General features: G+C 68.8%; 39 protein-coding genes. 38 read left to right on the top strand and 1 reads right to left on the bottom strand.

The window, feature by feature from the left end:
- The first annotated feature begins 68 nt into the window (after nt 1-68).
- From HP550_RS22365 to HP550_RS12615, 38 genes are all read left to right on the top strand, one after another.
- On the top strand, nt 69-1,505 hold the full coding sequence (locus tag HP550_RS22365; RefSeq protein WP_175348001.1) for a C2 family cysteine protease: 1,437 nt from the start codon (nt 69-71) through the stop codon (nt 1,503-1,505).
- Entirely contained in the window at nt 1,502-1,873 is a 372-nt protein-coding gene (locus HP550_RS12435) for a hypothetical protein (protein WP_175348002.1), read from the top strand. The genes HP550_RS22365 and HP550_RS12435 overlap by 4 nt, the downstream gene beginning before the upstream one ends.
- 416 nt (nt 1,874-2,289) lie before the next feature.
- Nucleotides 2,290-2,661, top strand: a complete 372-nt coding sequence (rpsL, locus tag HP550_RS12440) for a 30S ribosomal protein S12 (RefSeq protein ID WP_013770160.1) — start codon at nt 2,290-2,292, stop codon at nt 2,659-2,661.
- Nucleotides 2,661-3,131, top strand: a complete 471-nt coding sequence (gene rpsG, locus HP550_RS12445; RefSeq protein ID WP_028045072.1) for a 30S ribosomal protein S7 — start codon at nt 2,661-2,663, stop codon at nt 3,129-3,131. Before rpsL ends, rpsG begins: the two co-directional genes overlap by 1 nt.
- Nucleotides 3,132-3,220: 89 nt before the next feature.
- Nucleotides 3,221-5,323 carry an elongation factor G gene (gene fusA, locus HP550_RS12450; RefSeq protein ID WP_175348003.1) on the top strand — a complete coding sequence of 701 codons (2,103 nt, stop codon included), beginning with the start codon at nt 3,221-3,223 and terminating at the stop codon, nt 5,321-5,323.
- Nucleotides 5,324-5,448: 125 nt separating this feature from the next.
- Nucleotides 5,449-6,642, top strand: a complete 1,194-nt coding sequence (gene tuf / locus HP550_RS12455; RefSeq protein WP_175348004.1) for an elongation factor Tu — start codon at nt 5,449-5,451, stop codon at nt 6,640-6,642.
- A gap of 402 nt (nt 6,643-7,044) precedes the next feature.
- On the top strand, nt 7,045-7,353 hold the full coding sequence (gene rpsJ / locus HP550_RS12460; RefSeq protein ID WP_013117879.1) for a 30S ribosomal protein S10: 309 nt from the start codon (nt 7,045-7,047) through the stop codon (nt 7,351-7,353).
- A gap of 22 nt (nt 7,354-7,375) precedes the next feature.
- The gene (gene rplC, locus HP550_RS12465; protein WP_175348005.1) at nt 7,376-8,035 is read left to right on the top strand and encodes a 50S ribosomal protein L3; all 660 of its coding nucleotides are present in this window, start codon (nt 7,376-7,378) and stop codon (nt 8,033-8,035) included.
- A 2-nt stretch (nt 8,036-8,037) separates the two neighbouring features.
- Entirely contained in the window at nt 8,038-8,709 is a 672-nt protein-coding gene (gene rplD, locus HP550_RS12470; RefSeq protein WP_175348006.1) for a 50S ribosomal protein L4, read from the top strand.
- A complete protein-coding gene (gene rplW, locus HP550_RS12475) occupies nt 8,706-9,008 on the top strand; it encodes a 50S ribosomal protein L23 (protein WP_056088917.1) in 303 nt (100 codons plus the stop codon). Before rplD ends, rplW begins: the two co-directional genes overlap by 4 nt.
- A gap of 18 nt (nt 9,009-9,026) precedes the next feature.
- Entirely contained in the window at nt 9,027-9,866 is an 840-nt protein-coding gene (rplB, locus tag HP550_RS12480) for a 50S ribosomal protein L2 (protein WP_055912153.1), read from the top strand.
- A gap of 12 nt (nt 9,867-9,878) precedes the next feature.
- A complete protein-coding gene (rpsS, locus tag HP550_RS12485) occupies nt 9,879-10,160 on the top strand; it encodes a 30S ribosomal protein S19 (RefSeq protein WP_055912154.1) in 282 nt (93 codons plus the stop codon).
- A 57-nt stretch (nt 10,161-10,217) separates the two neighbouring features.
- Nucleotides 10,218-10,586: a 50S ribosomal protein L22 gene (rplV, locus tag HP550_RS12490; protein ID WP_056088920.1), complete on the top strand. Its 369-nt coding sequence runs from the start codon at nt 10,218-10,220 to the stop codon at nt 10,584-10,586.
- Complete coding sequence (gene rpsC, locus HP550_RS12495; RefSeq protein WP_175348007.1) at nt 10,586-11,428, top strand: 30S ribosomal protein S3; 843 nt, start codon at nt 10,586-10,588, stop codon at nt 11,426-11,428. The genes rplV and rpsC overlap by 1 nt, the downstream gene beginning before the upstream one ends.
- 2 nt (nt 11,429-11,430) lie before the next feature.
- Nucleotides 11,431-11,847 (top strand): 50S ribosomal protein L16, encoded by a 417-nt coding sequence (gene rplP / locus HP550_RS12500; protein ID WP_055912160.1) that lies wholly within the window; start codon nt 11,431-11,433, stop codon nt 11,845-11,847.
- The gene (gene rpmC, locus HP550_RS12505; protein ID WP_055912162.1) at nt 11,847-12,086 is read left to right on the top strand and encodes a 50S ribosomal protein L29; all 240 of its coding nucleotides are present in this window, start codon (nt 11,847-11,849) and stop codon (nt 12,084-12,086) included. The genes rplP and rpmC overlap by 1 nt, the downstream gene beginning before the upstream one ends.
- 5 nt (nt 12,087-12,091) lie before the next feature.
- On the top strand, nt 12,092-12,385 hold the full coding sequence (rpsQ, locus tag HP550_RS12510; RefSeq protein WP_175348008.1) for a 30S ribosomal protein S17: 294 nt from the start codon (nt 12,092-12,094) through the stop codon (nt 12,383-12,385).
- A gap of 138 nt (nt 12,386-12,523) precedes the next feature.
- Complete coding sequence (gene rplN / locus HP550_RS12515; protein ID WP_028045058.1) at nt 12,524-12,892, top strand: 50S ribosomal protein L14; 369 nt, start codon at nt 12,524-12,526, stop codon at nt 12,890-12,892.
- A 2-nt stretch (nt 12,893-12,894) separates the two neighbouring features.
- Complete coding sequence (gene rplX / locus HP550_RS12520) at nt 12,895-13,236, top strand: 50S ribosomal protein L24 (RefSeq protein WP_175348009.1); 342 nt, start codon at nt 12,895-12,897, stop codon at nt 13,234-13,236.
- A complete protein-coding gene (gene rplE, locus HP550_RS12525) occupies nt 13,236-13,808 on the top strand; it encodes a 50S ribosomal protein L5 (protein WP_175348010.1) in 573 nt (190 codons plus the stop codon). Before rplX ends, rplE begins: the two co-directional genes overlap by 1 nt.
- A gap of 2 nt (nt 13,809-13,810) precedes the next feature.
- Nucleotides 13,811-13,996 carry a type Z 30S ribosomal protein S14 gene (locus HP550_RS12530; protein ID WP_028045055.1) on the top strand — a complete coding sequence of 62 codons (186 nt, stop codon included), beginning with the start codon at nt 13,811-13,813 and terminating at the stop codon, nt 13,994-13,996.
- Nucleotides 13,997-14,085: 89 nt separating this feature from the next.
- The gene (gene rpsH, locus HP550_RS12535) at nt 14,086-14,484 is read left to right on the top strand and encodes a 30S ribosomal protein S8 (RefSeq protein WP_055912171.1); all 399 of its coding nucleotides are present in this window, start codon (nt 14,086-14,088) and stop codon (nt 14,482-14,484) included.
- 24 nt (nt 14,485-14,508) lie between these two features.
- Entirely contained in the window at nt 14,509-15,048 is a 540-nt protein-coding gene (gene rplF / locus HP550_RS12540; protein ID WP_175348011.1) for a 50S ribosomal protein L6, read from the top strand.
- A 2-nt stretch (nt 15,049-15,050) separates the two neighbouring features.
- On the top strand, nt 15,051-15,422 hold the full coding sequence (rplR, locus tag HP550_RS12545) for a 50S ribosomal protein L18 (protein WP_175348012.1): 372 nt from the start codon (nt 15,051-15,053) through the stop codon (nt 15,420-15,422).
- 37 nt (nt 15,423-15,459) lie between these two features.
- Nucleotides 15,460-16,128 carry a 30S ribosomal protein S5 gene (gene rpsE / locus HP550_RS12550; protein WP_056088942.1) on the top strand — a complete coding sequence of 223 codons (669 nt, stop codon included), beginning with the start codon at nt 15,460-15,462 and terminating at the stop codon, nt 16,126-16,128.
- Nucleotides 16,128-16,310, top strand: coding sequence for a 50S ribosomal protein L30 (gene rpmD / locus HP550_RS12555; RefSeq protein WP_028045050.1), 183 nt, complete (start codon nt 16,128-16,130; stop codon nt 16,308-16,310). Before rpsE ends, rpmD begins: the two co-directional genes overlap by 1 nt.
- Before the next feature lie 2 nt (nt 16,311-16,312).
- Entirely contained in the window at nt 16,313-17,092 is a 780-nt protein-coding gene (rplO, locus tag HP550_RS12560; protein ID WP_175348013.1) for a 50S ribosomal protein L15, read from the top strand.
- 159 nt (nt 17,093-17,251) lie between these two features.
- Nucleotides 17,252-18,547 (top strand): preprotein translocase subunit SecY, encoded by a 1,296-nt coding sequence (secY, locus tag HP550_RS12565; RefSeq protein ID WP_175348014.1) that lies wholly within the window; start codon nt 17,252-17,254, stop codon nt 18,545-18,547.
- The gene (locus HP550_RS12570) at nt 18,544-19,125 is read left to right on the top strand and encodes an adenylate kinase (protein WP_175348015.1); all 582 of its coding nucleotides are present in this window, start codon (nt 18,544-18,546) and stop codon (nt 19,123-19,125) included. Before secY ends, HP550_RS12570 begins: the two co-directional genes overlap by 4 nt.
- Nucleotides 19,126-19,127: 2 nt before the next feature.
- Nucleotides 19,128-19,970: a type I methionyl aminopeptidase gene (gene map, locus HP550_RS12575; RefSeq protein ID WP_175348016.1), complete on the top strand. Its 843-nt coding sequence runs from the start codon at nt 19,128-19,130 to the stop codon at nt 19,968-19,970.
- Nucleotides 19,971-20,219: 249 nt separating this feature from the next.
- Nucleotides 20,220-21,176: an LPXTG cell wall anchor domain-containing protein gene (locus HP550_RS12580; protein ID WP_175348017.1), complete on the top strand. Its 957-nt coding sequence runs from the start codon at nt 20,220-20,222 to the stop codon at nt 21,174-21,176.
- Between the two features lie 286 nt (nt 21,177-21,462).
- Nucleotides 21,463-21,684: a translation initiation factor IF-1 gene (gene infA, locus HP550_RS12585; RefSeq protein WP_013770189.1), complete on the top strand. Its 222-nt coding sequence runs from the start codon at nt 21,463-21,465 to the stop codon at nt 21,682-21,684.
- Nucleotides 21,685-21,744: 60 nt separating this feature from the next.
- Nucleotides 21,745-21,858 (top strand): 50S ribosomal protein L36, encoded by a 114-nt coding sequence (gene rpmJ / locus HP550_RS12590; RefSeq protein ID WP_013117849.1) that lies wholly within the window; start codon nt 21,745-21,747, stop codon nt 21,856-21,858.
- A 198-nt stretch (nt 21,859-22,056) separates the two neighbouring features.
- Nucleotides 22,057-22,437 carry a 30S ribosomal protein S13 gene (gene rpsM / locus HP550_RS12595; protein ID WP_175348018.1) on the top strand — a complete coding sequence of 127 codons (381 nt, stop codon included), beginning with the start codon at nt 22,057-22,059 and terminating at the stop codon, nt 22,435-22,437.
- Nucleotides 22,438-22,508: 71 nt separating this feature from the next.
- Complete coding sequence (gene rpsK, locus HP550_RS12600; protein ID WP_055912186.1) at nt 22,509-22,910, top strand: 30S ribosomal protein S11; 402 nt, start codon at nt 22,509-22,511, stop codon at nt 22,908-22,910.
- Nucleotides 22,911-23,055: 145 nt separating this feature from the next.
- On the top strand, nt 23,056-24,066 hold the full coding sequence (locus HP550_RS12605) for a DNA-directed RNA polymerase subunit alpha (protein WP_056088961.1): 1,011 nt from the start codon (nt 23,056-23,058) through the stop codon (nt 24,064-24,066).
- A gap of 74 nt (nt 24,067-24,140) precedes the next feature.
- Nucleotides 24,141-24,686 carry a 50S ribosomal protein L17 gene (gene rplQ / locus HP550_RS12610; protein WP_175348019.1) on the top strand — a complete coding sequence of 182 codons (546 nt, stop codon included), beginning with the start codon at nt 24,141-24,143 and terminating at the stop codon, nt 24,684-24,686.
- Nucleotides 24,687-24,769: 83 nt separating this feature from the next.
- Nucleotides 24,770-25,498 (top strand): alpha/beta fold hydrolase, encoded by a 729-nt coding sequence (locus HP550_RS12615; protein WP_175348020.1) that lies wholly within the window; start codon nt 24,770-24,772, stop codon nt 25,496-25,498.
- Between the two features lie 4 nt (nt 25,499-25,502).
- Here the strand turns inward: HP550_RS12615 and HP550_RS12620 are convergent, their stop codons facing one another.
- Entirely contained in the window at nt 25,503-26,261 is a 759-nt protein-coding gene (locus HP550_RS12620; RefSeq protein ID WP_175348021.1) for an ROK family protein, read from the bottom strand.
- Nucleotides 26,262-26,264: the final 3 nt, after the last annotated feature.

Below are 26,264 nucleotides of genomic sequence, written 5' to 3' on the forward strand. Positions count from 1 at the left end.
CGCGACGGGCCCGGATCAGGGCCCGTGGGCCCACCACGCCGATCGTGCCCCCTGTGATGCTGACCGGCGTGATCACACGTGGCCGACGCAGGGGCGCACCAGGACCGGGCGACCGGGGGGCCGGGACGCTCGAGTACCTCGGGATCGTCGTCGTCGCTGCTCTGCTCGTCGGCGCACTGGTCACGGCGTTCGTGCGCGCCGACATCGGCACGGTCCTGGCGTGCGAGCTGCGCTCGATCGTCGACCAGTCGGGCACCTGTGGCGGGGCCGACGTGCCGACGACGTACGACGCCGACGGCGAGGACGACGGGGTCAGCGCGGTCGGCGACCAGCCGACCCGCATCGACGACGGCCCGGCCACCGACACCGGCGGCGGGGACACGGTCTACGACACCGCGACGCCGACGACGGACACGGTCGACCAGGACGCCGTCGACGACGCCCTGGACGACATCCGCGACGCCCTCGACGGCGGCTTCTTCGGCGTCCGCGGCGGGGACCTGGACGACGCGAAGGACGCCCTCGACGGCCTCAACGGTGCCGAGATCGACGCGCTGATCGCCTCCATGTCCGACGACGAGCTCCGGCACTGGATCAACGAGCTCGAGGACGGCTGGGTCGGCGGGGGCTGGGACCGCGAGCAGCGCCGCGAGCTGTGGGAGCTGATCGTCAGCAAGGCGAGCAAGGCGACCCTGGACCGGCTCGCGGGCCTGACCGACGAGATCCAGCCGTCGTTCGACGACGTGGGCGGCGACGGCGCCCGGGACGACCCCGAGAGCGTCGCCAACACCGCCGACTACGACGAGGTCAACCACCAGCTGGTCGTCGGCGGAATCAAGCCCATGGACATCGCCCAGGGCGCCATCGGCGACTGCTGGTACATGGCGTCCCTGATGGCGGTCGTGCAGGCCGACCCGAGCGTGATCGGCGGCGCGATCACCCAGAACGCCAACGGCACGTACACGGTGCGGCTCTACGACGACGGCAAGCCCGTGTACATCACCGTCACGCCCGACATGGTGGTCCGGGACGACAACCCCGCGTTCTCCTACCAGTCGCCGCAGGAGCTCGCCGACGGCACGCAGGGGTACGAGCTGTGGCCGCTGGTGATGGAGAAGGCGCTCGCGCTGCACTGGGGCGACTACGCGGCCATCGAGGGCGACTCCCCGGGGCTCGGCCTCGAGGTGGTGACGGGTCAGTCCAGCTCGTCGTCCTCCCTCGACGACGCGCCCAGCGTGTCCGAGCTCAGCTCCCTGCTGGACGGCGGGGGAGCCGTGACGCTCGCCTCGTTCGGGGAGGGCGACGACCTGCCCGACACCTACGGCAACGCGTCCGACGGGGGCCTCGTGACGGGGCACGCGTACTACGTGAAGTCCGTCGACCCGAAGAAGGGCACCGTCACGGTGGTCAACCCCTGGGGCTCGGCGTATGCGCCGATCACGCTGTCGTACGCTGAGTTCCAGGACAGCTTCAGCACGATCTACACGAACGAGGTGAACCCGTGACCGGCTCGGTGAGGGGACGGGGCGGGGCCCTCGCGGCGCTGCTCGTCGGGACCGCGCTGGTGCTCGCCGGGTGCGGGCCGTCGGACGACGAGGGAGACGCCGTGGAGCACCCGGAGGGTTCGCGCGCGCTGGTGCTCAACCAGCCCACCGCGATCGGCGACTACCGGGTGGTGGCCTCGAACGTGACCGAGGACGAGGCCGGCATCGACGTCGTCGGCGACGGCCCGGCCGAGGGGGACCGGGTGGCGCTGGGCGACGAGGCCACCATCGGCGGGTTCACGTTCACGCTCGTGGACATCGTGCTGGACGGGAAGGACTCCGCCCCGGGCGGCAGCGGGACGACGGTCTGGATCCTCCCGGCCGACTGACGGGCCCACCGGGAACAGGTGCGGCCGCTGGGATGTTCTTCCTGGTGTCCTCACGGCAGCCGGCCGACACCTCGTGTGACGGCCACCGCTTTGACGCCCTACCAGGCGCCAGGTAACGTAGGACACCGTGCCCGCGCCGTCGGGCTCTCGCGCATGCATTCGGTGGACGCCTCCCTCGCTGGGATGGGCGGGTCCGGCTGCATCGGGTGGTTTCCCCCACCGCGCCGTCTCTCCGCCAAGGCAACCTTGCGGACCGCGGTGCGGAGGACCGGGGCGACACGCCCGGGCGCGGGGGTCGGTTCGGGACTCAAGATCTGCGAGGTAGTCGCGCGACGGGCGACGATCCTCGACCATGCCGGCCGTCCAGGGTGACGGGTGCCGGTCGACCAGAGATTCATCCAACAGACGGAGACGTAGTGCCTACGATCCAGCAGCTGGTCCGCAAGGGCCGGCAGGCGAAGACGAACAAGTCGAAGACGCCTGCCCTCAAGGGCTCCCCCCAGCGACGCGGTGTGTGCACCCGCGTCTACACCACGACCCCGAAGAAGCCGAACTCCGCGCTCCGCAAGGTCGCGCGCGTCCGCCTCTCGAGCCAGGTCGAGGTCACCGCGTACATCCCCGGTGTCGGTCACAACCTGCAGGAGCACTCGATCGTGCTCGTGCGCGGTGGCCGTGTGAAGGACCTCCCGGGTGTCCGGTACAAGATCGTCCGTGGTGCCCTCGACACGCAGGGCGTCAAGAACCGTAAGCAGGCGCGCAGCCGCTACGGCGCGAAGAAGGTGGGCTGATGCCTCGCAAGGGTCCGGCCCCGAAGCGGCCGCTCGTCATCGACCCCGTCTACGGGTCCCCGGTCGTCACGCAGCTGATCAACAAGGTCCTGCTCGACGGCAAGAAGTCCGTGGCGGAGCACATCGTCTACGGCGCCCTCGAGGGTGTCCGTGAGAAGACCCAGGGCGACCCGGTCGTCGTGCTCAAGCGCGCGCTGGACAACGTCCGCCCGTCGCTCGAGGTGCGGTCGCGCCGCGTCGGTGGCGCCACGTACCAGGTGCCCGTCGAGGTGCGCCCGGTCCGTCAGACCACCCTCGCGCTGCGCTGGCTCACCGACTACTCGCGCGCACGTCGCGAGAAGACGATGACCGAGCGCCTCATGAACGAGATCCTCGACGCGTCCAACGGCCTCGGTGCCGCGGTGAAGCGTCGTGAGGACATGCACAAGATGGCCGAGTCCAACAAGGCCTTCGCGCACTACCGCTGGTAATCCCGGCACCCACGGGCGCTGCGCCGCCGGTCCGATCCTCGGGCCGGACCGGTGGCGCCACCCAAGCCAACCGACAAGGGGCAACTCACGTGGCACTGGATGTGCTGACGGACCTCACGAAGGTCCGCAACATCGGCATCATGGCGCATATCGATGCCGGCAAGACGACCACCACCGAGCGGATCCTGTTCTACACCGGGGTCAACTACAAGATCGGTGAGACGCACGACGGTGCGTCGACGATGGACTGGATGGAGCAGGAGCAGGAGCGCGGCATCACGATCACGTCCGCCGCGACCACCTGCTACTGGCACGACAACCAGATCAACATCATCGACACCCCGGGCCACGTGGACTTCACGGTCGAGGTCGAGCGCTCGCTGCGCGTCCTCGATGGTGCCGTCGCCGTCTTCGACGGCAAGGAGGGCGTCGAGCCCCAGTCGGAGACCGTCTGGCGTCAGGCCGACAAGTACGACGTCCCGCGCATCTGCTTCGTCAACAAGATGGACAAGCTCGGCGCGGACTTCTACTTCACGGTCGACACCATCGTGAACCGCCTCAAGGCCAAGCCGCTGATCATCCAGCTGCCCATCGGCGCCGAGAACGACTTCATCGGCGTCATCGACCTGGTCACCATGCGTGCGCTCGTCTGGCGCGGCGAGACCGCCCTGGGCGAGAAGTACGAGGTCGAGGACATCCCGGCCGACCTGGTCGAGAAGGCGGACAAGTACCGCGCCGAGCTCCTCGAGGCCGTCGCCGAGACCGACGACGTGCTGCTCGAGAAGTTCCTCGGCGGCGAGGAGCTGACGATCCCGGAGATCAAGTCCGGCATCCGCAAGCTCACCGTCACGTCGGCGGCCTACCCGGTGCTGTGCGGTTCGGCGTTCAAGAACAAGGGCGTGCAGCCCATGCTCGACGCCGTCATCGACTACCTGCCGACGCCCCTGGACGTCCCGGCGGTCGAGGGCCACGACATGAAGGACCCCGAGCTGGTCGTCGAGCGGCACCCCGACTCGACGGAGCCGTTCTCGGCCCTCGCGTTCAAGGTCGCCACGCACCCGTTCTTCGGCAAGCTCACCTACGTCCGGGTGTACTCGGGCAAGGTGGCGCAGGGCGCCCAGGTGCTCAACTCGACCAAGAACAAGAAGGAGCGCATCGGGAAGCTCTTCCAGATGCACGCCAACAAGGAGAACCCGGTCGAGGACGCCACGGCCGGTCACATCTACGCGTTCATCGGTCTCAAGGACGTCACCACCGGCGACACCCTCAGCGACCCGGCCCACCCCGTGGTGCTGGAGTCGATGACGTTCCCGGAGCCGGTCATCGACGTCGCCATCGAGCCGAAGACGAAGGGTGACCAGGAGAAGCTCTCCGTGGCCATCCAGAAGCTGGCCGAGGAGGACCCGACCTTCCGCGTCAAGCACGACGAGGAGACCGGCCAGACCGTCATCGGCGGCATGGGCGAGCTCCACCTCGACATCCTCGTCGACCGCATGCGGCGCGAGTTCAAGGTCGAGGCCAACGTCGGCAAGCCGCAGGTCGCGTACCGCGAGACCATCCGCAAGTCGGTCGTCAAGATCGACTACGTGCACAAGAAGCAGACCGGTGGCTCGGGCCAGTACGCGAAGGTCCAGATGACCTTCGAGCCGCTGGACCCCGCCGAGGGCGAGCTGTACGAGTTCTCGAACAAGGTCACCGGTGGCCGCATCCCGCGCGAGTACATCCCATCGGTCGACGCCGGCATCCAGAGCGCGATGCAGCTGGGCGTCCTCGCGGGCTTCCCGCTCGTGGGCGTCAAGGCGATCCTGCTCGACGGTGCCGCGCACGACGTCGACTCCTCGGAGATGGCGTTCAAGATCGCGGGCTCGATGATCCTCAAGGAAGCGGTCCGCAAGGCCGACCCGGTTCTCCTGGAGCCGGTCATGGCCGTCGAGGTCCGTACTCCTGAGGAGTACATGGGTGACGTCATCGGCGACATCAACTCGCGTCGCGGCATGATCCTCGCCATGGAGGACGCAACGGGCGTGAAGGTCATCCGCGCCACGGTGCCTCTCTCCGAGATGTTCGGGTACGTCGGTGACCTGCGGTCGAAGACCCAGGGTCGCGCGGTGTACTCGATGCAGTTCGACAGCTACGCCGAGGTTCCTCGGAACGTTGCCGAGGAAATCATCAAGAAGACCCGGGGCGAGTAGTCCCACAGGTCGAACCCTGTAGTTCCATCACACAAACCGACCCGTAGGACGCCGCGTCGAGCGGCTACCGTCCGGTAGCCGCAGAACGTCGGCCAATCTCTACCAAGTCCTGAGGAGGACACCCAGTGGGCAAGGCGAAGTTCGAGCGGACGAAGCCGCACGTCAACATCGGCACCATCGGTCACGTCGACCACGGCAAGACGACGCTGACGGCGGCCATCTCCAAGGTTCTGCACGACATGTACCCGGACCTGAACCCCTTCACGCCGTTCGACCAGATCGACAAGGCGCCCGAGGAGAAGCAGCGCGGGATCACCATCAACATCGCGCACGTGGAGTACCAGACGGAGAAGCGTCACTACGCTCACGTCGACGCTCCCGGTCACGCGGACTACATCAAGAACATGATCACGGGTGCCGCGCAGATGGACGGCGCCATCCTCGTGGTCGCGGCCACCGACGGCCCGATGGCCCAGACGCGTGAGCACGTCCTGCTCGCCCGTCAGGTCGGCGTGCCGTACCTGCTCGTCGCGCTGAACAAGACCGACATGGTCGACGACGAGGAGATCCTGGAGCTCGTCGAGGTCGAGGTGCGCGAGCTTCTCACCGCGCAGGGCTTCGACGGCGACGACGTCCCCGTCGTGCGCGTCTCCGGCCTCAAGGCCCTCGAGGGTGACCCGATCTGGGTCCAGTCCGTCAAGGACCTGCTCGACGCGGTCGACGAGAGCGTCCCGGACCCGATCCGCGACATCGACAAGCCCTTCCTCATGCCGATCGAGGACGTCTTCACGATCACCGGTCGTGGCACCGTCGTCACCGGTCGCGTGGAGCGCGGCAAGCTCAAGGTGAACGAGGAGGTGGAGATCGTCGGCATCAAGGAGAAGGCGATCAAGACCACGGTCACCGGCGTCGAGATGTTCCGCAAGCTGCTCGACTACGCCGAGGCCGGCGAGAACGTCGGTCTGCTCCTGCGTGGCACGAAGCGCGAGGAGGTCGAGCGCGGCCAGGTCGTCGTCAAGCCCGGCTCGATCACGCCGCACACCGAGTTCGAGGGCCAGGTCTACATCCTGGCCAAGGACGAGGGTGGCCGTCACAACCCGTTCTACGGGAACTACCGCCCCCAGTTCTACTTCCGCACCACCGACGTCACCGGCGTCATCACGCTGCCCGAGGGCACCGAGATGGTCATGCCCGGCGACAACACCGAGATCCACGTGAACCTCATCCAGCCCATCGCGATGGAGGAGGGCCTCGGCTTCGCCATCCGTGAGGGTGGCCGCACCGTCGGCTCGGGCAAGGTCATCAAGATCATCAAGTGAGGCGAGCCCCTCGGGGCAGCTGATCTGACAGGAGGGCCCGGGAGCTTCGGCTCCCGGGCCCTTCGTCGCGTCCGCGCCGGCGGCACGCCCGAGCGCGTGTGGGGGAGATCACGCGCGAACAGGACGGCGGTGTGACGGAGGCGATTGGAGTTCCACGGCGCACTCTGGCACACTGTTCAGGTTGCCTAGTTGAGGGCGGCGCGTTCGCGCGCGCAGCACACGACAGGGCTCACACACGTGGAAGGCGTCTGGACCCCGGGATCACCCGGTGGTTGACGCCCGACAACAACCACCGATCTCGTGCCGGAAACGGTACGCAGCGCAACGGTGTGTCGCGCCTAGCGACACGCCCGAGTGCGGGGGTCGGACGGGCCGGTTCAAACAGAGGGAAGTAGAAGCGCCATGGCGGGACAGAAGATCCGCATCAGGCTCAAGTCCTACGACCACGAAGTCATCGACAGCTCGGCGCGCAAGATCGTCGACACGGTGACTCGCGCTGGTGCGTCGGTCGTGGGTCCGGTGCCGCTGCCGACGGAGAAGAACGTGTTCTGCGTCATCCGGTCGCCCCACAAGTACAAGGACAGCCGCGAGCACTTCGAGATGCGTACTCACAAGCGGCTCATCGACATCATCGATCCCACGCCGAAGGCCGTCGACTCGCTCATGCGTCTCGACCTGCCTGCTGACGTGAACATCGAGATCAAGCTCTGACGCTGGGAAGGAACTGATTTCCATGGTTACCCAGCAGAACGAGCGCCCCGTCACGGCCTTGATCGGCACGAAGCTCGGCATGACCCAGGTGTGGGACGACAACGGTCGTCTCGTCCCGGTCACCGTCGTCGCTGTCGGTACGAACGTCGTGACCCAGGTGCGCTCCGCCGATGCTGACGGCTATGCCGCGGTCCAGCTGGCCCACGGCCAGATCGACCCGCGCAAGGTCACCAAGCCGCTCAAGGGCCACTTCGAGAAGGCCGGGGTCACCCCCCGCCGGCACGTGGCCGAGATCCGTACGCCGAACGCCTCCGAGTTCACGCTCGGCCAGGAGCTCACGGCCGCCCTCTTCGAGGCCGGCTCGCTCGTGGACGTCATCGGCACCACCAAGGGCAAGGGCACCGCCGGTGTCATGAAGCGTCACGGCTTCCACGGCGTCGGCGCCTCGCACGGTGCGCACCGCAACCACCGCAAGCCCGGCTCGATCGGTGGCGCTTCGACGCCGTCGCGCGTGTTCAAGGGCATCAAGATGGCCGGTCGCATGGGCGTGGACCGCCAGACCACCCAGAACCTGACCGTGCACGCCGTCGACGTCGAGCGAGGATTCATCCTCGTCAAGGGTGCCGTTCCCGGCCCCAAGGGTGGCGTCGTGGTCGTGCGTTCCGCTGTGAAGGGGGCGTGACCATGAGTGACACGCTGACTGTCGACGTGGTCGACTCCGAGGGCAACAAGGCCGGCTCCGCCGACCTGCCCGCGGACGTCTTCGACGTGCAGACCAACATCCCGCTGATCCACCAGGTCGTCGTCGCGCAGCTCGCGGCGGCTCGCCAGGGCACCCACGACACGAAGTCTCGTGGCGAGGTGCGCGGTGGTGGGCGCAAGCCGTACAAGCAGAAGGGCACCGGCCGCGCCCGTCAGGGTTCGACGCGTGCTCCGCAGTTCGCCGGTGGTGGCGTCGTCCACGGCCCCACCCCGCGTGACTACTCGCAGCGCACCCCCAAGAAGATGAAGGCCGCGGCGCTCCGCGGTGCTCTCTCGGACCGCGCTCGTGCCGGTCGCGTGCACGTCGTCTCGGGCTTCGCCCCGGGCACCGCGCCGTCGACCAAGTCCGCGCTCGCCGTGCTCGACAACCTGTCGGGGCGCAAGCACGTCCTCGTGGTCGTCGAGCGTCAGGACGAGATCACGTGGAAGTCGCTGCGGAACGTCGAGCGCGTGCACCTGCTCGTCTCGGACCAGCTCAACACCTACGACGTCCTGATCTCGGACGACGTCGTGTTCACGCAGGGCGCGCTCGACGCGTTCCTGGCGGGTCCCGTCAAGGGCTCCTCCGCCGTGACCGAGGAGGAGACGAAGTGACCGACATCGGCAAGAACCCGCGCGACATCCTGATCGCGCCGGTCGTCTCCGAGAAGAGCTACGGCCTGCTCGACGAGGGCAAGTACACGTTCCTCGTCGACCCGCGGGCCAACAAGACCGAGATCAAGATTGCCGTCGAGCAGGTCTTCGGCGTCAAGGTCGACTCGGTCAACACCGCGAACCGGCAGGGCAAGGCCCGTCGGACCCGTTTCGGCATCGGCCGCCGCAAGGACACGAAGCGTGCGATCGTCACCCTCCGCGAGGGAACGATCGACATCTTCGGCGGTCCGGTCGGCTGAGCGAAGGACTGAGAACTCATGGGAATCCGTAAGTACAAGCCGACCACGCCGGGCCGTCGCGGCTCCAGCGTCGCCGACTTCGTCGAGATCACGCGCTCCACTCCGGAGAAGTCGCTCGTCCGTCCCCTCCACAAGACGGGCGGCCGTAACTCCACGGGTCGCATCACCACGCGCCACCAGGGTGGCGGTCACAAGCGTGCGTACCGCGTCATCGACTTCCGTCGCCATGACAAGGACGGCGTGCCGGCCAAGGTCGCTCACATCGAGTACGACCCCAACCGCACCGCCCGCATCGCGCTCCTGCACTACGCGGACGGCGAGAAGCGCTACATCATCGCGCCGAACAAGCTGTCGCAGGGTGACCGCATCGAGAACGGCCCCGGCGCCGACATCAAGCCCGGCAACAACCTGCCGCTGCGCAACATCCCGACCGGTACGGTCATCCACGCCATCGAGCTTCGGCCCGGCGGCGGCGCGAAGATCGCCCGCTCGGCTGGGGCGTCCGTGCAGCTCGTCGCCAAGGACGGTCCCTACGCCCAGCTGCGTATGCCGTCCGGTGAGATCCGCAACGTCGACCTGCGCTGCCGCGCCACGGTCGGCGAGGTGGGCAACGCCGAGCAGTCGAACATCAACTGGGGCAAGGCCGGCCGCATGCGCTGGAAGGGCAAGCGCCCGACCGTCCGTGGTGTCGCCATGAACCCGATCGACCACCCGCACGGTGGTGGCGAGGGCAAGACGTCCGGTGGACGTCACCCCGTCAGCCCGTGGGGCCAGGCCGAGGGCCGTACCCGCCGTCCGAACAAGCCGAGCGACAAGCTCATCGTGCGCCGTCGGCGCACCGGCAAGAACAAGCGCTGATAGGAGCCTGAGATGCCACGTAGCCTGAAGAAGGGCCCGTTCGTCGACGGTCACCTGCAGAAGAAGGTCGACGTCCAGAACACCGCCGGCACGAAGAACGTCATCAAGACGTGGTCGCGCCGTTCGGTCATCACGCCGGACTTCCTCGGCCACACGTTCGCTGTGCACGACGGACGCAAGCACACCCCGGTGTTCGTGACGGAGGCGATGGTCGGGCACAAGCTCGGCGAGTTCGCCCCGACGCGGACGTTCCGCGGCCACGAGAAGGACGACCGGAAGGGTCGTCGCCGCTGACCCCCGGGTCAGCCAGGCGACGCCCTTAACCGGCAGAGACAAGAAGGCAGGACAGCAATGGAAGCCAAGGCGAAGGCGCGGTTCGTCCGCGTCACGCCCCAGAAGGCCCGGCGCGTCGTGGACCTCATCCGTGGCAAGCAGGCCGGCGAGGCTGTGGCGGTGCTGAAGTTCGCACCGCAGGCCGCGGGGGAGACGGTGCTCAAGGTTGTGGAGAGCGCGATCGCGAACGCTCGTGAGGCTGCCAAGCGCAGCAACGAGCGTCTCGACGAGGCGGACCTCTACATCTCCGAGGTATTCGTCGACGAGGGTCCGACGCTCAAGCGGTTCCGTCCGCGGGCGCAGGGTCGGGCAAGCCAGATCCTCAAGCGGACGAGCCACATCACCGTGGTCGTCGCTGAGCGCGAGACGAAGGGACGGGCCCGATAGTGGGACAGAAAGTCAACCCGCTCGGGTACCGCCTGGGCATCACGACCGACCACCGGTCGCGTTGGTTCGCCGACTCGACCAAGCCGGGTCAGCGCTACCGCGACTACGTGGGCGAGGACGTCAAGATCCGCAAGCTCATGGCCACGGGCCTCGAGCGTGCCGGCATCGCCAAGGTCGAGATCGAGCGCACGCGTGACCGCGTTCGTGTCGACATCCACACCGCCCGCCCGGGCATCGTCATCGGGCGTCGTGGCGCGGAGGCCGACCGCATCCGTGGCGAGCTCGAGAAGCTCACGGGCAAGCAGGTCCAGCTGAACATCCTCGAGGTCAAGAACGCCGAGATCGAGGCTCAGCTGGTCGCCCAGGGCATCGCCGAGCAGCTGGCGAGCCGCGTCTCGTTCCGCCGCGCCATGCGCAAGGGCATCCAGTCGGCCCAGCGTGCCGGTGCCAAGGGCATCCGCGTGCAGGTCTCCGGCCGCCTCGGTGGCGCGGAGATGAGCCGCACGGAGTTCTACCGCGAGGGTCGTGTGCCCCTGCACACGCTCCGCGCGAACATCGACTACGGCTTCTTCGAGGCTCGCACCACCTTCGGGCGCATCGGCGTCAAGGTGTGGGTCTACAAGGGCGACATGACCGAGAAGGAGTTTGCTCGCGAGCAGGCGACCCAGCCCTCGCGGCCGGCTCGTGGCCCGCGGACGGACCGCCCCGGTGGCGAGCGTTCGGACCGCGGTCCGCGCGCAGGTGCTCCTCGTCGTGAGCGCTCTGACGCCCCTGAGGCAGCCGCTCCTGAGGCCGCCGCCGCTCCGGCAGCGACGACCCCCGACAGTGGAACGGAGGCCTGACCGTGCTGATCCCGCGCAGGCTGAAGCACCGCAAGCAGCACCACCCGGGGCGCTCCGGCGCCGCGACCGGTGGTACCGCGATCTCCTTCGGTGAGTACGGCATCCAGGCTCTCGAGCCCGCCTACGTCACCAACCGGCAGATCGAGGCTGCTCGTATCGCCATGACCCGCCACATCAAGCGTGGAGGGAAGGTCTGGATCAACATCTACCCGGACCGTCCCCTCACCAAGAAGCCTGCCGAGACCCGCATGGGTTCCGGTAAGGGTTCGCCCGAGTGGTGGATCGCCAACGTCAAGCCCGGCCGAGTTCTCTTCGAGCTCGCCGGCGTCCCGGAGCCCCTGGCTCGCGAGGCCATGCGCCGCGCGCAGCACAAGCTCCCGATGAAGACACGTTTCGTGGTTCGCGAGGGTGGTAACTGATGACTATCGGCACCAAGGAACTGGCTCCCAGCGAGCTGGACACCTTCGACGACGAGAAGCTTGTCGCCGAGCTGAAGAAGTCCAAGGAGGAGCTGTTCAACCTCCGCTTCCAGTCGGCGACGGGCCAGCTCGAGAGCCACGGGCGTCTCAAGGCCGTTCGCCGCGACATCGCGCGGATCTACACGATCCTGCGTGAGCGCGAGCTCGGCATCCGTACCGCCCCGAGCGCGAGCGAGTGAGACTGATGAGCGACGAGAAGAACGACAAGACAACAGCTCTCGCTGAGAAGCGTGGCGACCGCAAGACGCGGCGCGGCTACGTGGTCAGCGACAAGATGGAGAAGACCGTCGTGGTCGAGGTCGAGGACCGGGTCAAGCACCCGCTCTACGGCAAGGTCATCCGGCGGACGAGCAAGGTCAAGGCGCACGACGAGCTCAGCTCGGCGGGCGTGGGCGACCTCGTGCTCATCATGGAGACCCGGCCGCTGAGCGCCACCAAGCGGTGGCGCCTGGTCGAGGTCCTCGAGAAGGCCAAGTAACCAGCATCATCCCCAGTTGCCCACGGGCGCCGGGTGGACGTCCTCGACACCACCCGGCGCAACGTGTGCATCACGGCAACTACCCGTTCGGCCAGGCTCGGGCCCGCCCGAGAACCCGCCAGACGACAGGAGCAGGTAATGATCCAGCAGGAGTCGCGACTTCGTGTCGCCGACAACACTGGTGCGAAGGAGATCCTTTGCATCCGTGTGCTCGGCGGCTCCGGCCGTCGCTACGCAGGCATCGGTGACGTCATCGTCGCCACCGTCAAGGACGCCATCCCCGGCGGCAACGTCAAGAAGGGCGACGTCGTCAAGGCTGTCATCGTGCGCACCCGCAAGGAGCGCCGCCGTCCGGACGGTTCCTACATCAAGTTCGACGAGAACGCGGCCGTGATCCTCAAGGCCGACGGCGAACCCCGTGGCACGCGCATCTTCGGCCCGGTGGGCCGCGAGCTGCGCGACAAGAAGTTCATGAAGATCATCTCGCTGGCACCGGAGGTGCTCTGACCATGGCCAAGATCAAGAAGGGCGACCTCGTCCTCGTCATCTCGGGCCGCGACAAGGGCAGCACCGGTCGCGTCCTCGAGGTTCTCGTCGAGTCGCAGCGGATCGTCGTCGAAGGCGTCCAGCGCGTGCAGAAGCACGTGAAGGCCGGCCAGACGCAGCGCGGCACGCGCACCGGCGGCATCGAGACGATCGAGGCGCCCATCCACATCAGCAACGTGATGCTCGTGGACCCGGAGACCAAGAAGGGCACCCGGGTCGGCTACCGCACCGAGCAGGTCGAGCGCGACGGCCGTACCCGCACCGTTCGGGTCCGCGTCGCCAAGCGCTCCGGTAAGGACATCTGATGACCGAGACGACTCTCACGGCTCCGGCGCTCCCGCGTCTGAAGTCCAAGTACAACGACGAGATCAAGACCGCTCTCTTCGAGCAGTTCTCGCACGAGAACATCAACCAGGTTGCACGCCTGGTGAAGGTCGTCGTGAACATGGGCGTCGGCGAGGCCGCCAAGGACTCCAAGCTCATCGAGGGCGCGATCCGCGACCTGACCCTGATCACGGGTCAGAAGCCGCAGGTCACCAAGGCTCGCAAGTCGATCGCGCAGTTCAAGCTGCGTGAGGGAATGCCCATCGGCGCCCACGTCACCCTCCGGGGCGACCGTGCCTGGGAGTTCCTGGACCGCCTGCTCTCCACCGCGCTGCCGCGCATCCGTGACTTCCGTGGCCTCTCGCCGCAGCAGTTCGACGGTCACGGCAACTACACCTTCGGCCTCGTGGAGCAGTCCGTGTTCCACGAGATCGACCAGGACAAGATCGATCGGGTCCGCGGCATGGACATCACGGTCGTCACGACGGCCGACACGGATGACGAGGGTCGCGCTTTCCTCAAGCACCTCGGCTTCCCGTTCAAGGAGATCTGACCATGGCGAAGACTGCCCTCAAGAACAAGGCTGCTGCCAAGCCGAAGTTCGCAGTGCGTGGCTACACGCGCTGCCAGCGTTGCGGCCGGCCCCACTCGGTGTACCGCAAGTTCGGCCTGTGCCGGATCTGCGTGCGCGAGATGGCCCACCGCGGCGAGCTCCCCGGCGTCACCAAGAGCAGCTGGTAACACACTCCAGCACAACCCAGCAACACGAACGTCGGTAGGTCCCGCTCTCTCGAGGGCGGGATACCCCGGCGAGGAAGGGCGGAAGCCCCATGACCATGACCGACCCCATCGCAGACCTGCTCACGCGGCTGCGTAACGCGAACTCGGCTCACCACGACACCGTGCTGATCCCGTTCTCGAAGCTGAAGTCGCACATCGCGGAGATCCTCCAGGCGGAGGGCTACATCACGGGCTGGAAGGTTGAGGACGCCGTCGTCGGCAAGAACCTCATCATCGAGCTCAAGTACGGCCCCAACCGCGAGCGTGCGCTCGCCGGCGTCAAGCGCGTGTCCAAGCCGGGCCTGCGCGTGTACGCCAAGTCCACCAACCTGCCCAAGGTGCTCGGCGGCCTGGGCGTGGCGATCCTGTCCACGTCCTCCGGTCTCCTCACCGACAAGCAGGCCGCCAAGAAGGGCGTGGGTGGGGAAGTCCTCGCCTACGTCTGGTAAGTCCGAGACGGAAAGGAGCTAGCCATGTCCCGAATCGGCAGAGTCCCCGTCCCGGTCCCCACCGGCGTGGATGTCGACATCAACGGTGCCGTCGTGACGGTCAAGGGCCCCAAGGGCACCCTGACGCACACGGTCGCCGCCCCCATCGTGGTGGAGCGCGACGAGGCAGGTGCCCTCGTGGTCACCCGCCCCGACGACGAGCGCGCCTCGCGCTCGCTGCACGGCCTCACCCGCACGCTGCTGGCCAACCTGGTCATCGGTGTGACGGAGGGCTACATCAAGAAGCTCGAGATCGTCGGCACCGGTTACCGCGTGACCGCGAAGGGCTCGGACCTCGAGTTCGCGCTCGGCTTCAGCCACTCGGTCACGGTCAACCCGCCGGAGGGCATCACCTTCGTCGTCGAGGCGCCCACCCGCTTCTCGGTGCAGGGCATCGACAAGCAGCAGGTCGGCGAGGTCGCCGCGAACATCCGCAAGATCCGTAAGCCCGAGCCGTACAAGGGCAAGGGCGTCCGGTACGCGGGCGAGAACGTGCGCCGCAAGGTCGGAAAGGCCGGTAAGTAATCATGGCTCTCAAGATCCTCGGCAAGGGCAAGCGTGTTGCCCGCCAGCGCCGTCACCTGCGCCTTCGCAAGAAGGTCGCCGGCTCCTCCGTTCGTCCCCGTCTCGTCGTGACCCGGTCCGCCCGGCACATCTCGGCGCAGGTCGTGGACGACGGCATCGGTCAGACGCTCGTCTCCGCATCGACCCTCGAGGCCGACCTGCGCAGCTCGAACGACGACAAGACCGCCAAGGCCCGCAAGGTCGGCGAGCTCATCGCCGAGCGTGCGAAGGCTGCCGGCCTTGACGCTGTGGTCTTCGACCGTGGCGGCAACAAGTACCACGGCCGTGTTGCCGCGGTGGCCGACGGCGCTCGCGAGGGCGGTCTGAAGCTGTGACGACGACGAACTGCGACATGAAGAAGAGGACTCACTGATGGCTGCTCCTCAGCGCAGCAACACCGGGGCGCCCGCGGGCGGCACCGGCACCGGCGGCGGTGACCGCCGCGACGGCGGTCGCGGCCGTGACGGCGGCGGCGGTCGCGGACGCGACGCCGCAGAGAAGAGCGCGTTCCTCGAGCGCGTCGTGACGATCAACCGCGTGGCCAAGGTCGTCAAGGGTGGCCGCCGCTTCAGCTTCACCGCGCTCGTCGTGGTCGGCGACGGCGACGGCACCGTGGGTGTCGGCTACGGGAAGGCCAAGGAGGTGCCCGCGGCGATCGCCAAGGGTGTCGAGGAGGCCAAGAAGAACTTCTTCAAGGTCCCGCGCATCCAGGGCACCATCCCGCACCCCATCCAGGGTGAGGCCGCTGCCGGTGTCGTCTTCCTGCGTCCGGCCTCGCCGGGTACCGGCGTGATCGCCGGTGGCCCGGTGCGCGCCGTGCTCGAGTGCGCCGGCATCCACGACGTGCTGAGCAAGTCGCTCGGCTCGTCCAACGCGATCAACATCGTGCACGCCACGGTCGCGGCCCTCAAGGGCCTCGAGCGTCCCGAGGCCGTGGCCGCGCGCCGCGGGCTCCCGGTCGAGCACGTCGTCCCGGCTGCCCTCCTCCGTGCCCAGGCTGCCGGCCTGGCCGCAGCGGCGGGCTCGAAGGCAGGTGCGTGATGGCTCGACTCAAGGTGACCCAGACGCGGTCTGGCATCGGCGGTAAGCAGAACCAGCGCGACACTCTGCGCACCCTCGGCCTCAAGCGGATCGGCGACGTCGTCGTCAAGGAGGACCGTCCTGAGATCCGCGGCATGGTCAAGACGGTGACGCACCTTGTCGCGGTCGAAGAGGTGGAGTGACCATGGCTGACGAGAACGAGAAGGGCACCGACGAGGTGACGGCCCCGAAGAAGGCCGCTGCCCCGAAGGCTGCTCCGAAGAAGGCTGCAGAGAAGAAGGCCGCCGACACGGAGTCCGCTCCGAAGGCGACCAAGGCGAAGGCGACCGCTGCTGCGGACAAGCCGGCCAAGGCCGAGAAGGCTGACAAGGCCGAGAAGGCCGTGTCGTCCGAGAAGGCAGAGACCAAGGCTGCACCGAAGGCGAAGGCCCCCAAGGCCGATCCCAAGGCTGCTGCGCCGAAGAAGTCGGTCTCCGCCGCGGCGGCGAAGGCGGCCGAGGCCGCTGCGCAGCCCGGCAACGGTGGCACGCTCAAGCTGCACCACCTCCGTCCGGCCCCCGGAGCCAAGACCGCCAAGACCCGCGTGGGTCGTGGCGAGGGCTCCAAGGGCAAGACGGCCGGTCGTGGCACCAAGGGCACCAAGGCCCGCTACCAGGTGCCGGTGCGCTTCGAGGGCGGGCAGATGCCTCTGCACATGCGCCTCCCGAAGCTGCGCGGCTTCAAGAACCCGTTCCGCGTCGAGTACCAGGTGGTCAACCTGGACAAGCTCTCGGCGCTGTACCCGAACGGTGGCGACGTGACGGTCGCCGACCTCGTGGCGAAGGGTGCGGTCCGCAAGGGCCAGCCCGTCAAGGTGCTCGGCACCGGCGAGCTCACGGTCAAGGTCTCTGTCGCGGTGGACGCCTACTCGGCGACCGCGAAGGACGCGATCGTGGCTGCCGGCGGAAGCGTCGCGCAGGACTGATCGAAGGACGGGACCGGTGGGACGTAGTTACCCACCGGTCCCGTTCCGTATGTCGGCGGGCATCAGTTAGGGTGCCCCGGTGCTCGCGACTCGTCGCGGGCTGCACGGCCGGAACGGACCGGTCGTACGTGATGCCGCTCCGGCGGCCCAGGAGGACAGGTGCTCAGCGCATTCGTGCGGGCGTTCCGGACGCCCGACCTGCGGCGCAAGCTGCTCTTCACCATCGGGATCATGGTGATCTTCCGTGCCGGCTCGTTCCTGCCGACACCGGGGGTCTCCTACCCGAACGTCCAGACGTGTATCGAGCAGTCTCAGGGCAACGACCTGCTCGGGCTGGTGAACCTGTTCAGCGGCGGAGCCCTGCTCCAGCTCTCGGTGTTCGCGCTCGGGATCATGCCGTACATCACGGCGAGCATCATCGTCCAGCTGCTCCGGGTGGTCATCCCCCGTTTCGAGGAGCTGCACCGTGAGGGCCAGTCCGGCACCGCGAAGCTCACGCAGTACACGCGGTACCTGACGATCGGCCTGGCGATCCTCCAGTCGACGACGATCATCACGGTGGCGCGCAGCGGTCAGCTGTTCAGCGGCTGCACCGTCGACGTCATCCCGAACGACACGTGGCAGACGCTGCTGCTCATGGTCATCACCATGACCGCCGGTACCGGCCTGATCATGTGGCTCGGTGAGCTGATCACGGAGCGCGGCGTCGGCAACGGCATGTCGCTGCTCATCTTCACGTCGATCGCGGCCAGCTTCCCCGGCGCCATGTGGTCCATCGCCGGTGGCGACAACGGCATCTCGAAGTTCATCGTCGTCATGGCGATCGTGGTCCTGGTCATCGCGCTGGTGGTGTTCGTCGAGCAGTCGCAGCGGCGCATCCCCGTGCAGTACGCCAAGCGCATGGTCGGTCGCCGGATGTACGGCGGCTCGAGCACCTACATCCCGATCAAGATCAACATGGCCGGCGTCATCCCGGTGATCTTCGCGTCGTCGCTGCTCGCGGTCCCGGGCCTGCTGGCCCAGTTCGGTGACCCGACGGCCGGCTGGGTCCAGTGGATCACCCGCTACCTGGCCTCGCCGAGCGCACCGCTGCACCTGGCGGTCTACGTCGTCCTGATCATCTTCTTCTGCTACTTCTACACCGCGATCACGTTCAACCCGGACGAGGTCGCCGACAACATGAAGAAGTACGGCGGCTTCATCCCGGGCATCCGCGCGGGCCGGCCGACGGCGGAGTACCTCGACTACGTCATCTCGCGGATCACGGCGCCCGGGTCGGTGTACCTGGCGATCGTCGCGCTCATCCCGACGATCGCGTTCATCGTGCTCGGCGTCGGGTCGAACATCCCGTTCGGCGGGGCGTCGATCCTCATCGTCGTCGGCGTCGGCCTGGAGACCGTGAAGCAGATCGAGTCCCAGCTCCAGCAGCGGCACTACGAAGGGTTCCTGCGGTGAGCACGCGTCTCGTCCTGCTCGGTCCTCCGGGAGCGGGCAAGGGGACCCAGGCCGCGCGGCTCGCCGAGCGGCTGGGGGTGCCGGCCATCTCGACGGGCGACATCTTCCGCGCCAACATCAAGGACGGCACCCCGCTCGGCAAGACCGTGCAGGAGTACACGTCACGCGGTGCACTGGTGCCGGACTCGGTCACCAACGAGATGGTGCGTGACCGGCTCGCCCAGGACGACACCGCGGACGGGTTCCTGCTCGACGGGTACCCGCGCAACGTGGCCCAGGTGGGGGAGCTGGACGCGATCCTCGCGGACGCCGGTCTGACGCTCGACCTCGCGGTCGAGATCACCGCGGACCCCGAGCTCGTCGTCGACCGGCTGCTCAAGCGTGCCCAGATCGAGGGCCGCGAGGACGACACCGAGGACGTCGTCCGGCACCGCCTCGACGTCTACGCCCAGGAGACCGCCCCCATCGCGCACGTGTACGCCGAGCGCGGCCTGCTCGCGCAGGTGGACGGGATCGGCGAGGTCGACGCGGTCACCGAGCGGTTGGTCGCGGCGATCGGTGCACCGAGCGCGGGCTGACGATGTTCGGCCGCGAGCGGATCGAGTACAAGACCCCTGAGCAGGTGCTGCTGATGCGGCGGGCCGGCCTGGTGGTCGCCGAGGCGCTGGCCGCCGTGCGGGAGCGGGCGGTCGCCGGCGTGACCACGGCTCAGCTCGACGTCGTCGCCGCGGAGGTCATCGGCGACCGCCACGCGACGGCGTCGTTCCTCGGCTACGAGGGCTATCCGGCGACGCTCTGCGTGTCGGTGAACGACGAGGTCGTGCACGGCATCCCGGGTCCTCGGGTGCTAGAGCCGGGCGACGTGGTGTCGGTCGACTGCGGCGCGATCGTCGAGGGCTGGCACGGCGACTCCGCGATCACGATCGTCCTCGACGGCGCCGAGCCCGAGGACGTCGCCCTGGCGGAGACCACGGAGCGGGCCATGTGGGCGGGGATCGCCGCCCTGGCCGGCGCCGAGCGGCTGGGCGCGGTGGGGGAGGCCGTCGAGGACGTCGTCGACGCCGCCGAGGCCGCCGGGCTCAACGGCGGGCAGCGGTACGGCCTGGTCGAGGAGTACGTGGGGCACGGCATCGGCACCGCCATGCACCAGCCGCCGGACGTACCGAACTTCCGCACCCGCGACCGCGGTCCGCGCGTGCGTGCGGGGTTGTGCGTGGCGGTCGAGCCGATGGTCGTCCGCGGTCAGCGGTTCACGCAGGTCCTCGACGACGACTGGACCGTGGTCACGGGCGACGGGTCGCGCGCGCCCCACTGGGAGCACACGGTGGCTGTGCTGGAGGACGGCATCTGGGTGCTGACCGCACCCGACGGCGGCGCGGAGAGGCTTGCCGCCCTCGGCGTCACCGTCGCACCCCTCGCCTGACCGCTCGGAGCTACTCCCGGGTAGGCCCAACAGGTGAACTTGTGTCCAGTTGGCGACAACTTGCCCGTGATCTGCCGAAACGTGGGCGGGATGACCGGTTTGTCGGATACGGTCCTGCTCGGCGGTGAACGATCCGCCACGGGCGTCCCTGGGGCCCGCGCGGCAAGGCTGCGCGGTGAAGGGGTGGGGCGCCCGACTCCGGCAGGCACGTGGTCAGCGCGCGCCTGCACTCGACGTGATGGGTGACTCATGCAGCGCAGCGTTCGTCCCTCCCCGATCTCCTCCCGCCGTCTCGGGCGCCACGCACGCGCGGTCGGCGCCGTCGTCGGCGTCACGGCGCTCCTCGGCGCCCTCGGCGGCGGCGTGGCGCAGGCGCACGACCGTGACGGTCGCTCCGGCGCGCGGACGCAGTCCACGGCGCAGACGCCGAAGCCGACGGTGACGACGACCGCGAAGCCGACGGTCGCACCGACGCAGTCGGGACAGCAGACCACGGGCGCCTACGTGTACCTGAAGAAGGACGCGAAGAAGGACGCCTCGTGGCCGAACTCGACCCAGCAGTACCTCGTGACCACGTGGCCCGACGCGTCCTGGCGGGACCTCACTCTCGCGGAGGTCGTCGCGGCCCTGCCTGCGGGGACGACCGTCTGCGGTGACGGCTGGGGGGTGCAGGAGGACCAGGCGTGGGGCGACGCGACCGTCTTCACCGGGAGCAAGGCGCCGAGCTACCCGAAGGACTTCATCGGCTGGGTCCAGAACGGTGGTCCCATCTTCGACGCGAAGCACTGGGACCTCACGGACATGGTGACCGTGCCCGCGTGCGGGCCGGCGCCGACCACCTCGCCGTCGGCCACGCCGACGGTGTCGCCGAGCCCGACCCCGACGCCCTCGCAGTCGGTGCCGGCGCCGACTGTGCCGACCGTGCCGGTGCCGAGCGAGACGCCGACCACGCCGGCGCCTTCGGTCCCGCCGGTCGCCGAGGTGGACGACTCGCCGGCGCCGACCACGCCGCCGACCGCCGGGTTGGTCGCGTCAACGCCGAGCCCGAGCGCGTCGTTCTACTCCGAGGTCCTGGCTGCCGGACCCACCGGCGGTGCGGCGCTCGCCGCGACCGGGTCGTCCCCGCTGCCCGGCCTGCTCGCGGGCGGGATCCTCGTCCTCTCGGGGGCGGCCCTGCTCCTGCTGCGGCGCCGACACGCCAGCTGATCGAGCACAGGAGGGCCGTCGTCCTGCGGGCGACGGCCCTCCGTGCGCGCACCGTGGCCTCGGTTGTGGCCAGGTGTGGCGGACGGCACGTGCCGGGAGCGGGGGGCGGTTTCGTCCCCTGGGCCTGATGGCGTAAGATCGTCCGTTGGGTGTGCGCCCGGTTCTCGTGGCGCGCTGTCCACATCAAGTTCCCACCTCGTCGTCGCCGCCCGTCCGGGCGGGGGCGGTCGTCGTGGGTAGATCCATCAGTACCGACAGTGATCAGAACCGACAGTTAGCGGAGGATATGGCGAAGAAGGACGGTGTCATCGAGATCGAGGGCAGCGTCGTGGAGGCTCTGCCTAACGCGATGTTCCGCGTGGAGCTCACCAACGGCCACAAGGTGCTCGCCCACATCTCGGGCAAGATGCGACAGCACTACATCCGGATCCTCCCCGAGGACCGGGTAGTGGTCGAGCTGAGCCCGTACGACCTGTCCCGTGGCCGGATCGTTTACCGCTACAAGTAACAGCCACTCGAACACGCCGTCAGCCCTGTCACGGGCGCAACGGCGGCGGAGGAACACGCGATGAAGGTCAAGCCCAGCGTCAAGAAGATCTGCGACAAGTGCAAGGTGATCCGCCGGCACGGTCGCGTCCAGGTGATCTGCGAGAACCTGCGCCACAAGCAGCGCCAGGGCTGATGCCCTGACGCCGGTCCGTCGGACCAGCAGCTCGACCAGCACCACCGGTTCCCCAGAGGAACTCCTTTGAGGGACCAGCAAGCGCACAGCCACTCCGGCGATCACTCGTCGGTGCACCCCCGGTCGGAGGCCGGGGCCCGCAGCACGCGGGAGGGCAGTGCGGCAGACCTCCGAAGCAGTGCAGGAGCCACCAGACACATGGCACGTCTTATCGGCGTCGACCTCCCCCGCGAGAAGCGGCTCGAGATCGCGCTCACCTACATCTACGGGGTCGGCCGTACCCGCGCCCAGGCAACTCTGGCCGCGACCGGCATCAGCCCGGACCTGCGCGTGAAGGACCTCGGCGACGCCGAGCTCGTCGCGCTGCGTGACTACCTCGAGACGAGCTACAAGCTCGAGGGTGACCTTCGCCGTGAGGTCGCTGCGGACATCCGCCGCAAGGTCGAGATCGGCTGCTACGAGGGCCTGCGTCACCGCCGTGGCCTTCCGGTGCGCGGACAGCGCACCAAGACCAACGCGCGTACCCGCAAGGGCCCGAAGCGCACCGTCGCCGGCAAGAAGAAGGCCGGGCGCAAGTAGCCCTCCCGGCTGGCTGCATCCCCGCGATGCGCCGCCCGGTCATCCCCAGCTGATCTCGAGAGAAGAAGAGCATGCCTCCCAAGACCCGTTCCGCCGTGCGCAAGCCGCGCCGCAAGGAGAAGAAGAACGTCTCCCACGGCCAGGCGCACATCAAGAGCACGTTCAACAACACGATCATCTCCATCACCGACCCGACCGGCGCCGTCATCGCGTCGGCCTCGTCGGGCCAGGTGGGCTTCAAGGGCTCGCGCAAGTCGACCCCCTTCGCGGCGCAGCTCGCCGCCGAGGCGGCCGCTCGTCGCGCCCAGGAGCACGGCATGAAGAAGGTCGACGTCTTCGTCAAGGGCCCCGGCTCCGGCCGTGAGACCGCGATCCGCTCGCTCCAGGCGACCGGCCTCGAGGTCGGCTCGATCCAGGACGTGACGCCCCAGGCGCACAACGGCTGCCGTCCGCCGAAGCGCCGTCGCGTCTGACCGTCGGCTCGATCGGGTCGGTGCGCTGCTGCGAGGCGCGCACCGACCCGGACATCCTTACGCCGACCGGGTAGACCGAGACCAGGCCGGCTCGTAGTACTGCGCAGCGTCATATGGCGGACGCCCGCTGAGAGGAAAACACACCGTGCTGATTGCACAGCGCCCCACCCTGACCGAAGAGGTCATCTCGGAGAACCGGTCGCGGTTCTCCATCGAGCCCCTGGAGCCGGGTTTCGGCTACACGCTCGGCAACTCGCTCCGCCGGACGCTGCTGTCCTCCATCCCCGGTGCCGCCGTCACGTCCATCCGGATCGACGGCGTGCTGCACGAGTTCTCCACCGTGCCGGGCGTCAAGGAGGACGTCACCGAGATCATCCTCAACATCAAGCAGCTGGTCGTCTCCTCGGAGAACGACGAGCCCGTGGTGATGTACCTGCGCAAGCAGGGTGCCGGTGAGGTCAGCGCCGCTGACATCGTGCCGCCGGCCGGCGTCGAGGTGCACAACCCCGACCTGCACCTGGCCACGCTGAACGACAAGGGCAAGCTCGAGATCGAGCTGACCGTCGAGCGTGGCCGTGGCTACGTGTCGGCGAACCAGAACAAGTCGTTCGACGCCGAGATCGGCCGCATCCCGGTCGACTCGATCTACTCGCCCGTCCTCAAGGTGACCTACAAGGTCGAGGCGACGCGTGTGGAGCAGCGCACGGACTTCGACAAGCTGGTCGTCGACGTCGAGACCAAGTCGGCCATCGGCCCGCGTGACGCGCTGGCCTCGGCCGGCAAGACGCTGGTCGAGCTGTTCGGGCTGGCCCGTGAGCTCAACATCGAGGCCGAGGGCATCGAGATCGGCCCGTCGCCGACCGACGCTGCGCTCGCCGCCGACCTCGCTCTGCCGATCGAGGACCTCCAGCTGACGATCCGCTCCTACAACTGCCTCAAGCGTGAGGGCATCCACTCCGTGGGTGAGCTCGTCGCGCGCTCCGAGGCCGACCTCCTGGACATCCGCAACTTCGGTGCGAAGTCCATCACGGAGGTCAAGGAGAAGCTGGCCGAGCTCGGTCTGACGCTCAAGGACAGCCCGCTCGACTTCGACCCGTCCGCCACCGCCTACTACGGCGACGACGAGGGCGACTTCGTCGAGGACGAGCAGTACTGACGCCGGGGAGCTAGACGGGTCGGCGTGAGCCGACCCGCCTGGCGCCCATCACTGGAACTCAAGGAGTAAAGACCATGCCTACGCCCACCAAGGGTCCCCGGCTCGGTGGCGGACCGGCGCACGAGCGGCTGATCCTCGCGAACCTCGCGACGTCGCTGTTCGAGCACAAGCGCATCACGACGACCGAGACGAAGGCCAAGCGCCTGCGTCCGCTCGCCGAGCGCCTGATCACGTTCGCCAAGCGTGGTGACCTGCACGCCCGCCGCCGCGTGATGACCGTCGTCAAGGACAAGTCCGTCGTGCACGTGCTCTTCACCGAGATCGCCCCGGCCGTCGCCGAGCGTCAGGGTGGCTACACGCGCATCACCAAGATCGGCCCCCGCAAGGGCGACAACGCCCCGATGGCCGTCATCGAGCTCGTGCTCGAGCCCCTCTCGCCGAAGCAGGCCGTCGTGAAGGAGGCCACCCAGGCCGCCTCCAAGGCTGCGCCGAAGGCGAAGGAGACCGCCAAGGTCGAGGACAAGCCGGTCGAGGACGCGCCCGTGGAGGACGCCGTCGTCGAGGACGCGCCCGTCGAGGACGCTCCGGTCGAGACCGCGGACGACGCCGACAAGGCGTGATCTGACAGCAGCACGCAGGAGGCCCGGGACCGGATGGTCCCGGGCCTTCGTGCGTCCGGGGCCGCCCGCCTAGAGTCGGACGCATGAGCCTGCCGGTCGTCCTGGTGCACGGGCTGCGGACGTCGCGGACCATGTGGCGCGCGCAGGTGGAGGCTCTGGAGCGGGTGGGCCGCCGGGCTGTCGCGGTCGACCTGCCCGGTCACGGCACCCGGATCGGGGAGCCGTTCACGCTGGACTCGGCGGTGGACACGGTCGTGGCCGCGATCGACGAGGTCGGTGGCCGCGCGTTCGTCGTCGGCCTGTCGCTCGGTGGGTACGTCGCGATCCGGCACGCGGCCCGGCACCCCGAGCAGGTGGCGGGGCTGATGGCGGCGGCGTGCTCCACCCAGCCGCACCGGGTGCTCCTGGCCGGCTGGTCCGTCGGGGCGCACGGCATCGCCCGGCTGCCGGACCGCGGAGCTCGCCTGAACCAGCTGCTGGTGGACCTCGCCCTGCCCCCCGAGGGGGCACGAGACGTGGGGGCCGGGGGGTTCGCGCTGGACGCGACCAACGAGGTGCTGCGCGAGATGACGGTGGCGACGCCGCTGGAGGACCTGGCGCGGACCGAGGCCCCGGTCTGGCTGGTCAACGGGGCGTTCGACCACTTCCGCGGGGAGGAGCGCCGGTTCGTCGCCGCCTGCCGGGACGGTCGCCTGGTCGTGGTGCCGCGCGCGACGCACCTGGTCAACCTCGTCGCCCCGGCGCGGTTCACGCGGGTGCTGCTCGAGGCGGTGGACGAGGCGGAGGAGCGGGCGATGGCGCCGGTGGAGTGAGGCGTCAGGCGCCCAGCGACCACGCCCGGACGCCGCCGACGATGCCCGCCTGGTTGGGCACCACCACGACGTCGTCCCCGAGCTTCGCCAATGTCGCCGGCGTGACCTGCCGGGCGTTCCCGCCACCCAGGTAGAGCCGGTCCCAGACGAACACCGGACGGAATCCGTCGACCACCCGCCGCACCCGGCGGGACCAGAGCCCGTCGCCGAGGCGCGCGCGCTCGACCTGCCCGATGTAGGCGTCGTACGTGGTGCCCCACCGGACGGGCGCGTGCGAGAGCTCCAGGTGGGGCGCGAGGACGCCGCCGTCGAACAGGGCGGTGCCCAGTCCTGTGCCGAGCGTGAGGACCAGCTCGATGCCGGTCCCGGAGATGACGCCGGCGCCGTGCACCTCCGCGTCGTTGAGGACGAGCGTGGGCAGACCGAGGCGCTCCTGCACGGCCGCGCGGATGTCGCAGCCGGCCCAGGCCGTGAACAGGTCAGGGTCGACCGCGGTGCGCGGTCCGGAGCGCGTGACGTAGTGCGGGGTGGCGACGACGACACCGTGCCGGATCATCCCCGGCATCCCCACGGTGACGCGGTCCGCGGCCGGTAGACCGGCGGCGATGTCCGCGATCGTGGACACGAGGCGCTCCGGGGGGAGGGGGTACGGCGTCGGCACGCGCACGGCCGGGGCGTGCAGCGTGCCCGCGGCGTCCAGCACCGATGCCTTGATGCCGCCGCCGCCGCAGTCGACGGCGAGGGTGAACGGGTTGCTGGGCACGGG

This window comes from Cellulomonas humilata, from assembly GCF_013359775.1.
Taxonomy (GTDB): domain Bacteria; phylum Actinomycetota; class Actinomycetes; order Actinomycetales; family Cellulomonadaceae; genus Cellulomonas; species Cellulomonas humilata.